Source organism: Streptococcus sp. 400_SSPC, from assembly GCF_001072745.1.
Lineage (GTDB): Bacteria > Bacillota > Bacilli > Lactobacillales > Streptococcaceae > Streptococcus > Streptococcus xiaochunlingii.
In genome coordinates, this window is sequence record NZ_JVIQ01000013.1 from 1 (window position 1) to 9225 (window position 9225).

Annotated in this window: 5 protein-coding genes; 1 reads left to right on the top strand and 4 read right to left on the bottom strand. The window is 45.1% G+C overall.

Translation table 11 applies throughout. The annotated features are described in order from the left end of the window. Positions 1–334 precede the first annotated feature (334 nt). Positions 335–2566 carry a penicillin-binding protein PBP2A gene (pbp2a, locus tag ADH49_RS02565; protein ID WP_048689084.1) on the bottom strand — a complete coding sequence of 744 codons (2232 nt, stop codon included), beginning with the start codon at positions 2564–2566 and terminating at the stop codon, positions 335–337. A 184-nt stretch (positions 2567–2750) separates the two neighbouring features. Here pbp2a and ADH49_RS02570 point away from each other — a divergent pair, with 184 nt between their 5' ends. Continuing rightward, a complete protein-coding gene (locus ADH49_RS02570; RefSeq protein ID WP_048689087.1) occupies positions 2751–3626 on the top strand; it encodes an RluA family pseudouridine synthase in 876 nt (291 codons plus the stop codon). A gap of 99 nt (positions 3627–3725) precedes the next feature. On the opposite strand, the gene ADH49_RS02575 is transcribed toward ADH49_RS02570, so the two are convergent. The 3 genes from ADH49_RS02575 to ADH49_RS02585 all read right to left on the bottom strand — a co-directional run. Beyond that, positions 3726–6935, bottom strand: coding sequence for a pneumococcal-type histidine triad protein (locus ADH49_RS02575; RefSeq protein WP_048689090.1), 3210 nt, complete (start codon positions 6933–6935; stop codon positions 3726–3728). A 9-nt stretch (positions 6936–6944) separates the two neighbouring features. Then, a complete protein-coding gene (locus ADH49_RS02580) occupies positions 6945–7880 on the bottom strand; it encodes a metal ABC transporter solute-binding protein, Zn/Mn family (protein WP_048689092.1) in 936 nt (311 codons plus the stop codon). 381 nt (positions 7881–8261) lie between these two features. Next, positions 8262–9225, bottom strand: a 964-nt coding sequence (locus ADH49_RS02585) for a GBS Bsp-like repeat-containing protein (RefSeq protein ID WP_048689096.1), incomplete at its 5' end; no start/stop codon positions are given.

Genomic DNA, 9225 nt, shown 5'->3' on the forward strand with positions numbered 1-9225 from the left:
ACTTATTAAGATACAAAGGGCGTCTGCGGATAAAGTCAAAATAGGAAGTTTGACGCAGAATCTATCGATTCTAGGAGAACTTATCTTTTTGACACAATCCGCAGCCCGTGTTCAATTTGTTTTGAACCTAAAGTTTCAAAACTCCCGAGTGCTTGAAACGTAGTGTTTCAAGCACTTTTCTCACGGCGGAAAGGTTCGAGATAAAGTTGAATAATTTCATAAAATAGAAATTAACTTTTTTATTGAAGGATCTCCACGTTGTTTTATGTAAATATAGTTTGTCTACAATCTAAAAGATGGCAAGGAACCTTCCCATCTTTTGAGCATCTATTTTTTAGAATCCAAACCAACCTTTGAAAGTATCCCAGGCATTTTGTGCTTTTCCAGGAATATCTGCTTCATCGATGGCTTTTTTGGCATCGTCTACGATACCTGCAGCGCGTTCTTTAACAGTATCAAAGAAGCCCTTGTCCTCTTCTGGACTCTCAGTTTCTGTTTCTTGACCGACAGGGGCAATGCCATTTTCCTGGTAAGAATTTTCCTCATTGTCAAAGCTAGTTCCTTCTGTATAAGGAAGGACGCTATTGGCTACATTTCGGAAGATCACTGAGGCTGTCTCTGCACTGGTCCCTGTCAAATAGTGGGTTTCATCCGTCTTAGGGAAACCTAGCCACTGACTAATGACCACATCTGGCGTGTAGCCAATGACCCACTGGTCACCAGAGAGATCTGGGTTGAAGTCTGTTTCAGTCGTTCCTGTTTTACCAGCCATGGTGTAGCCATATGGTGCTGCGTTGACACCCGTTCCGTTGGTAAAGGTTCCCAACATCATATTGGTCATCTTCTTATTGGCTGAGCTACTGAGCACTCGTTTCGATTTTTGACTGTGGCTTTTCACGACCTGACCGCTGGCATTTTCAATCTTGGTAATCAGATGGGCATCATTCATCACTCCATCGTTGGCAAAAGTTCCATAGGCCTGAGCCATTTGAAGAGGGTTGGTCGTCACGCCTGATCCCAGGGCTACTCCGAGAGATTTGTCCACATTGTCCATGTTGAGACCAAATTTTTTACCATAATCAAAGACAGTATTGAGTCCCAACTCATTGGCTGTCGCTACAGCTGGCAGGTTGAGAGATTCTGCCAAGGCTTGGTACATTGGAACGGTCGGACTACCTTGGATGCCACCATAGTTATCAACTGTATAACCGCCGTAGACCTTGGTCGCATTGTCCAATTCTTTATTGGTTGACCAGCCGTTGGCAACAGCTGGACTATAAACGACGAGAGGTTTAATGGTAGAACCAGGACTTCTCGCAGATTGAGTCGCATAGTTGTAGCTTCTGAAGCCAGCACCTTGGTCACTGGCCACGCGTCCGACAATAGCCCGCACTCCTCCAGTCTTAGGATCCAGAGCTACGCTACCAGATTCTGCTCGCGTGCCATCTTCAGCAACTGGGAAGAGATCTACATTGTCGTAGATGACTTGCATGCTGGCTTGGTAATTCTGGTCCATCTCTGTGTAGATCCGGTAACCATTCTTGATGATATCTTCTTCTGTTAGACCATATTCGTTGATAGCCTCGTTGATAACCGCATCGAAATAGGACGGGTAGCGATAATCTTCTGACTTGCCTTCATAGGCATCCACCAGTTGTCCATGAATGTCGACTGCGGCGGATTGATCTGCTGTGGCTTGGTCGATATAACCAGCTGCGACCATATTTTGTAGGACCGTATTGCGACGATTGGTTGCGTTCTCGACTGAATAAAGGGGGTTATAAATTTCTGGCCCCTTGAGCATACCGGCAAGGACAGCTGACTGATCCAGAGTCAACTCACTAGCGGATACACCGAAATACTTCTTAGAAGCATCTTCAATCCCCCAAATCCCATTTCCAAAATAGGCATTGTTGAGGTACATGGTCAAGATTTCTTTCTTACTATACTTTTTGTTAATCTCGAGGGCTAGGAAAAACTCCTTAGCCTTCCGCTCAACCGTCTGATCCTGAGAAAGATAGGCATTTTTTGCCAACTGTTGGGTGATCGTCGATCCCCCACCTGAGCGACCGGCAGTCAAAATCGCCAGGAAGAAACGACCATAGTTAATCCCACTATTTTTGTAGAAACTCCGGTCTTCCGTCGCAACAACCGCATTTTGCAAGTTTTCGCTAATGGCATCTAACTCAACGTAGGTCCCTTTTTGCCCCGTTAGGCTACCTGCTTGGTTCCCATCTTTATCATAGATGATCGTGGTTGCCTTGAGGGCATTTTGCAGATCTGCTACATTGGTCGTCTTGGCTATGTAGAAAAGATAACCTCCGACGACGAGACTAAAGGTCAGGCCAATCAGTAGGAAGATCTTGGTCAAGTGATACTTGCGCCAAAAACGTCTGATCGGATGTTGGGAGCGAGATTTTCTCCGTAACTTGTCCGAGCGGCTATAGGTTGGAGCTTGCTCCTCCCCGTCTGTTGATAACTCAACCTCTTCCGCAATTTTCGTTTGTTTTTTTTCTCGTTGGAAATGACGAATCATTCCCTCCATTAATTCTTTTAATTTGTTCATAGTCCCTATTTTATCACCTTCCTTAAGTCTAGACAAGAAAGACCTTCGCAAGAAAAGACGATTTTTAGCTTTCTTTAAGGTTGCTATCTAGTCCACGCTAGAGCGGGTTTCAGTGCCTTGTTCCTCCTTTTCTCTTCCTCCTTCTCGCCTTTTCTTTCCCCCCGCTTTCTGATACAATAACACTATGCACTATACAATTACGATACCAAGCTCCTTGCCCGCTATGACGGTCAAAGAGGCCCTTGAAGATTACTTTCTCATCCCACGAAAGATTCGTCATTTTTTGCGAACTAAAAAACATGTTCAAGTTAATGGAGAGATCGTCCACTGGCAATCCATGCTTGAGGCTGGAGACCAACTCACCCTCATCTTTGATCCGGAAGATTATGAAGAAAAGGAGCTCCTAGCAGGAGATGCTAGCCTGGTCCAAGCCCTCTATGAAGATGAGCACCTCATCATCGTGAACAAACCGGAAGGCATGAAAACGCACGCCAATCAACCAGATGAAATCGCCCTTCTTAATCATGTCTCCACTTATGTCGGGAAGACCTGTTATGTAGTCCATCGCTTAGACAAGGAAACCAGTGGGACTCTTGTCTTTGCCAAGAATCCTTTTGTTTTACCCGTCCTGAATCGACTGCTAGAAGACAAGAAAATCCAACGAGACTATTGGGCCCTCATCCTAGGTAGCTTACCCAAAAAGCAGTTAGTTTATAAGGACAAATTGGGACGAGATCGCCACGATCGACGCAAACGCATTGTTGATCCTCGAAAGGGCCTCTATGCGGAAACCCATGTGACCAGCTTAAAGACTTTCAAACGCACCAGCTTGGTCAACTGCCAGCTCCAGACAGGCCGTACCCACCAGATCCGCGTCCACCTATCTCACCACGGCCATCCAATCGTAGGGGATCCTCTCTATAATCCCGAAAGAGCTCCTCGTCTCATGCTCCATGCCCACCGCTTGCGACTCACCCACCCCTTTACCTTAGAGAAAATTCAAGTCGAAGCCTTCTCACCAAGTTTTGAGAAAGGATTAAAAGAGCAGACTTCTCCATAGAGACAAGCGACTGAGGCTCCTAATCTATTAGATTACAGAATAATCAAAAAACACAGAATCAAATTGATTCTGTGTTTTTCTGTTATTTCTACATAGGTCCTAGTCCGTCGTTTCTTCACTTGCGACTGGACTGGCTTCTGTTTTTTCTGACTCTGGTGATGGGGTCTGAGCAGTATCTGAAGCTTCTTCCTTATTTAGGCTAGGATCGCTTGTGGCAGGGTTTTGAGGGGCTTGGTCTGCTTTGTCTGCTTCCGCCACTGCTGTCGCTGGAGCCGCTAGCAAATCATCTCGAAGAGCTTGAATCGCCTGTAACAAGGCTTGCTTGTCGCTCTTTGGATCAGCTAGTTGATCAAAGAGGGCTTCTAAGCGTTCAAACTGAGCATCACTGGCTCCTTTTTCGACCAATTGTTGGTGGAGAGCGATCAACTGGTTATAAATCTCTTGATAGAGGGCTACGTCTCCAAGTTTAGGTTCTTCTGTTTTCTTTTGCTTTTGTTGTTCAATCGTTTCACCAACTTCACGCAAAAGAGTTTTCCCAGTTGTCAAAGCCGTGTCAGCATCTGGCTCTTGGCGCACCTGTTCCAAACGTTCTTCAAAAGCAGGACGTTTGCTTTCTTCTACTTGTGGCAAAAGAGTGGAGATTTGATCGAAAAGGGCTGTTAAGAGATTAGAGCGTTGACGAGACTCTGTCTTTTCATCCAGATCACCGTAGACCCCCTTGAGGAAGTCGTAAACAGCTATATTATAGGATGGAGCATCTGCCCCCTTTTGATCCAGAACTGTTTTTTCAATTGGATAGGTTGGAGCATTTTCTTGGGACAGTAGCTGGTCAATCGCTTGTTTAGCTTGGTAAAGCTCCATGAAATGGGCTTTTGAGTCCCAAGCTTCTTCAAAGGCCTGAGCCCGGTAAAGTTTCAAAGCAAGGTCTGCTGCTGTCGCCCGCAATTCCGGTGTTAAGCGCGCATCGCTTAAACTTTGGTAGAAATACTTGAGGTAGTCTACCGAAGTCACACCGGTCCGATCTTGCATCTCCTGAATGGCCTGCAGCAATTTTCCTTCTTGCTCCAATCGTTGACTATCCTTGGCTGTATAGGCTTCCTGCAACTGAGAAACGAGGCTCTCTTTCTTGAGTTGGAAGGCTTCGGTATCTAACAAGCGAACTTGTTCCAACAATTCCTGATAGCGACGGTCCAAGGCTGTTTCTTCTTTTGGTTTGACTTCCTGGGTCGCATGGATATATTCCTTGTCAACTTGCTCAAGACTTGCCAAGTAGCCTGCTGTTGAATTGCTTGGGAAGTTTTTAACAGTTTCTAAGAATTGACCCAAGTTCAACTCAATCCGTCTTTGTTGCAGAGGGTCTGAAGCGTATAAAGTCCGACTTTCTGCTAAGAGTTGGTTGACTTTGTCCTCTACAGCTTTCTGATCCAAGTCACCTTTCTGGTAAGCTGCTTGGATGGTCGGTAGACGGTGAGCCAAGTAGTCCGTCAAGCCTGCTGAGCGCACCTTGATATAGTGGTTATGGTCCCCATGCGGAATGACAAACTGACCATTCTCGATTTGCATCGTATATGGGGAAATACCAGAGCGAAGCGCTGTTGCATAGAGCTCATTGATAAAGTCTAGCTCAGGATTTCCTGTTTCAAGTGGAATCCGGACATGTTCCTTCCGAACTGCATAAGGGTGGATATGGGTTGGATCGTATTCTTGGTCTGGATTGTTAAAGACAAAGAAACCATTGGAAATCTTGATAGCTTCCCGAGGGACGCCGTAAGTCTGACTAATGTACTGGATTTTTTCTTCATCCGAAGCATCGCGCGAATAGGTCGCCACATCATCTGTCAGTGGTCGGCCCTTGTCCTCTTCCTTCTTACCAGCTAGCACTGCCTCTGCAGCTGCGATTTCTTGAGGTGAGAGATCCTTCTTGTAGAAGTAATGGGCATGGTCCCCGTGAGCGACCATATAGCCCTCGTCATCCTTGCTGATGACCTGATCTGCATGGAAACCATGATCATGTTCGCCTTCATGATGATGATCATGATCGGCTTCATGTTCCTCATGGTCATGCTTGTGATGAGGATCCTCCTTCTCGTGGTCTTGGTCATGATCAACTGGTTTTGTGTCTGGGCTTGAAGGTTGAGTTGGCTTTTCTTCTGTCGCTACAGTCCCAGTTTGAGACCGGAGGACTTGATACTGGCGTGCCAATTCCCGCTCTAAAGGCGAAAGCACACTATAAGGGATAAAATGGAAGTGATCCCCATGCGGATACACCACTCCTTGCTCTGTCCATTTGGTGATTTTGCTTGGATCAAAGACAGAACCATCCGACTCAACATGGCGCTCTGAAAGCGGGGTATGCTGCAACTCTTTCTGTAGGATTTCCAGACTTCGCCCTTCTGTCGTCACTGTTGGATGGGGAAGAGGAGTGGAGAGCGCTGGAGTGACAGGTGCTGGAATCGGTTGATTCGGATTAACCGGTGCAGTCAACTGGATAGAAGGGGGCAATACAGGTTTTACCTCATTTTTCCCTCCTCTACCATTTAAGATAGATAAGGCAGCAGCTAATTCTCCAGCTGATAAGGCGCTCTTCGGAATAAAGTGGTAATGGCCACCATGAGGAACGATAAAGCCATCCCCGGTATCAGAAATCACATCCCCAGGATGGAAGACATAGCCATCATCTGTCCGGTAGCCACCTTGACTTGGCTTGGCACCTGCTGTTAGACTTGCTACTGTTTTCCCTTCTCGTAGGGCCTGACTTGGCTGACTAAAATCACGAGTTTGCCCAGCATTTTGGACGCTATCTTTCGAACCTGAAACCAGCTCTCCTTTTTTCTGTTTGGCAATTTCCTCCACCGAACGGACATTCAGCGTATGTTGCGGATCGGTTAGATAAAGGTAGTAGGTCCCATCCTTCTTGATAATATAGCCATCTCGTACCTGTGTGACAATGTCTGATTGTTTCAGTTGGTAAGTGGGGTCCCGTAAAATCAACTCCTCACTAAATATCGCATCGTAAGGGACCTTGCCATTGTAGTAATGGAAATGATCTCCATGGGAAGTCACAAAGCCCTCGTCAGTAATCTTAACCACAATCTGCTCTGCCTGGGTCTTTTCCTTCGAGTTGACGGATTCAATGCTCTCTTCCTGTTTGTTTGATTTGCTAGCTGACTTTTTCTTGTCTCCTTGTAAATACTGCACCTGATTCTGACTCTTTTTGTCTTCCTTGACTGGTGCTTGCTGACTTAAGGCATAGGCACATAAACCCAGACCTAATGTTGCTACTAATCCAATTGTTCCTTTTTTCTTCATTCTTTCTACTTACTCCTGTAATTCTTTCGCTAGACTAGCCATATTTTCTTCTAGGTTCTCCAAGAAATCTTTGTTATTTTCTGGATCTGCTTCGAGAGGATCCAAAACCTTCACTTTTGCTCCTGTCGCCTTGGCAATGCTATCGGCCACCTTGGACGAGGTATGCTTCTCAACAAAGATGGTTTGAACTTGATAGTCCTTGACAAACTGCTGAATCTCAGCCAATTGACGGGCTGTTGGTTCCTGCTCAGGCGAGATCCCTGCGATTCCTAATTGTTTCAAGCCAAAGCGCTTGGCTAGATAAGAGAAGGCTGTATGCTGGGTTACGAAGGTCTTTTGTGTCGCTTTTTCAAAGAGAGGCTGGTATTTAGCCACCAAAGCCTCACAGCGTTTTTCAAGCTTTTGGGCATTGGCCTCATAATAACTTCTATTTTCTGGATCGATGTCTCCCAACTCTTTGGCGATGATCTTCCCTTCTTCGGCAATTTTCAGTGGATCCATCCAGGTATGAGGGTCATACAAGTGTTTAGCATCCTTCCCTTCCGTATCCTCGATGTCTTCTAAGCCAGCGACCTTATCCAATTCCATTCCTTTGCTGGCTTCGATGACCCGCAGTTTCGAGTCTTGCAAGCTAGGATCTAGACGTCCAGCCCAAGATTCGAGTGTTTGAGAATGGTAGACGAAGACATCCGCATCATATATCTGGGCTGTCTCCTTGGCCGAAGGTTCGTAATCATGAATCCCAGCGCCAGACTGAACCATCCAGACCTCGTTGCGATCGCCTGAAATTTCCTTAACTAGAGAATAGACAGGATAAAAACTCGTCACAATTTTGAGACCCTTTTTAGTTGAGCCAGCTCCCGAACTTCTCTGGCTTCCACAAGCTACTAGCAACAAGAGACAGATGAATCCAATTCCTAAGGCTCTTAGTTTCCTCCCCAACATGTATAAATCCTTTCTTTTTCTTAATTGGTTTATTAAACAGTTAATTAACTAGTTAATGATAACGCTAATTTTTTAGTTTGTCAAGGATTTTTTGTATTTTTTATCACACAAAAAAGAGGCCCCTAGGTGCCTCTTCTATACTCTCGATTAGTTAGACAAGATTAATCAAGCCTTGCGCTTATTTTTTCTTCTTTTTAAGGAGATAAGCTCCACCGCTTGTAGTACAAAGGCTAATACCAAGCTAATCAAGGAGATGGGGATACCAGTACTTAGCACTCTTGTCAAGTCCGCAAAGAATACAAAAAACCAGCCCTCTTTCAGAGCTGGTTATCTTTCTATTATAGAAAAGTACTTAGGCAAAAATGCCGAGATACTTGCTTGTTATCTATAACGTGGTGTAGCAAAGCCTCGGATATTCCCGTGTCCGATACGGTAAACATTGCGTTTTACGGTTCCAACATAACCGGAATTTCCTTCAATTGTATGAATCAGTCCATTTTCAACGTATTCAACAATTCCAATATGATCCGCAAATCCATTATTCGGTTGAGAGTCTTGGTCCCAGTTAAAGGTAATGATATCACCTGACTTCGGTGTAGAAGCCCCATTCTCATTCCAAATACCTAGATGTTTAAAGATTTGGATATGGCGTTCCACCCCACACTCACGACCAATCAAATGACTAAGCCCTTCGCGTTGGAAGACAGTTGTGACAAACACATCGCACCAATCATCTGTATTTTTCACAGGATAACCTACTGGCAACGGATGAACACTATTGTAATCTCTGACCAATTTAAGGTGCTCTGGAGATCCAGTCTCAACGCCAATCAAGCTTGATGCCGCCTTTAGAACTCGACCTAACTGACCATCTGCATCTTTTGCAGAAATATGCTTCAGATAGAGCTGATTTCTAGTTACAAAGTTCCGGTTCTCTACCTGCACCGTCGTGCCACCAACACCAACCTGACTACCATCACCCTGGATATAGTACAAATGGACATGGTAAGTACCTGTCGAAAACTTATGGTCAGAAGCCTTCACGCTTACCTTGTAAGTCCCATCGGATTGACGAGTCGCTTCATACCAAGTCAAATCATCCTGACCATTTACCTCAGACCAAGTTGGTACTTGAACAGTACGTACACCTTTAGGACTATAGACATTACTGATAATGACATCGAAAGTGCCATTATCCTTGTTATTATTTTGGATCGTAATCGTAGCAGTCGGAGTTGATTTCTGAACTTCTACAACAGTCTCTGTAACATAACGGCGCTTGTTTTCTTGATCAATATAATGAACGTGAACTTGGTACTGTCCAACTGAGTTCTTGTGGTCACTT

Excerpts from the sequence above, each read along its gene's own strand:
- ADH49_RS02570 (WP_048689087.1), top strand. The coding sequence starts at position 2,751 with ATGCACTATACAATTACGATACCAAGCTCCTTGCCCGCTATGACGGTC.
- pbp2a (WP_048689084.1), bottom strand. The coding sequence starts at position 2,566 with ATGAACAAATTAAAAGAATTAATGGAGGGAATGATTCGTCATTTCCAA.
- ADH49_RS02580 (WP_048689092.1), bottom strand. The coding sequence starts at position 7,880 with ATGTTGGGGAGGAAACTAAGAGCCTTAGGAATTGGATTCATCTGTCTC.
- ADH49_RS02575 (WP_048689090.1), bottom strand. The coding sequence starts at position 6,935 with ATGAAGAAAAAAGGAACAATTGGATTAGTAGCAACATTAGGTCTGGGT.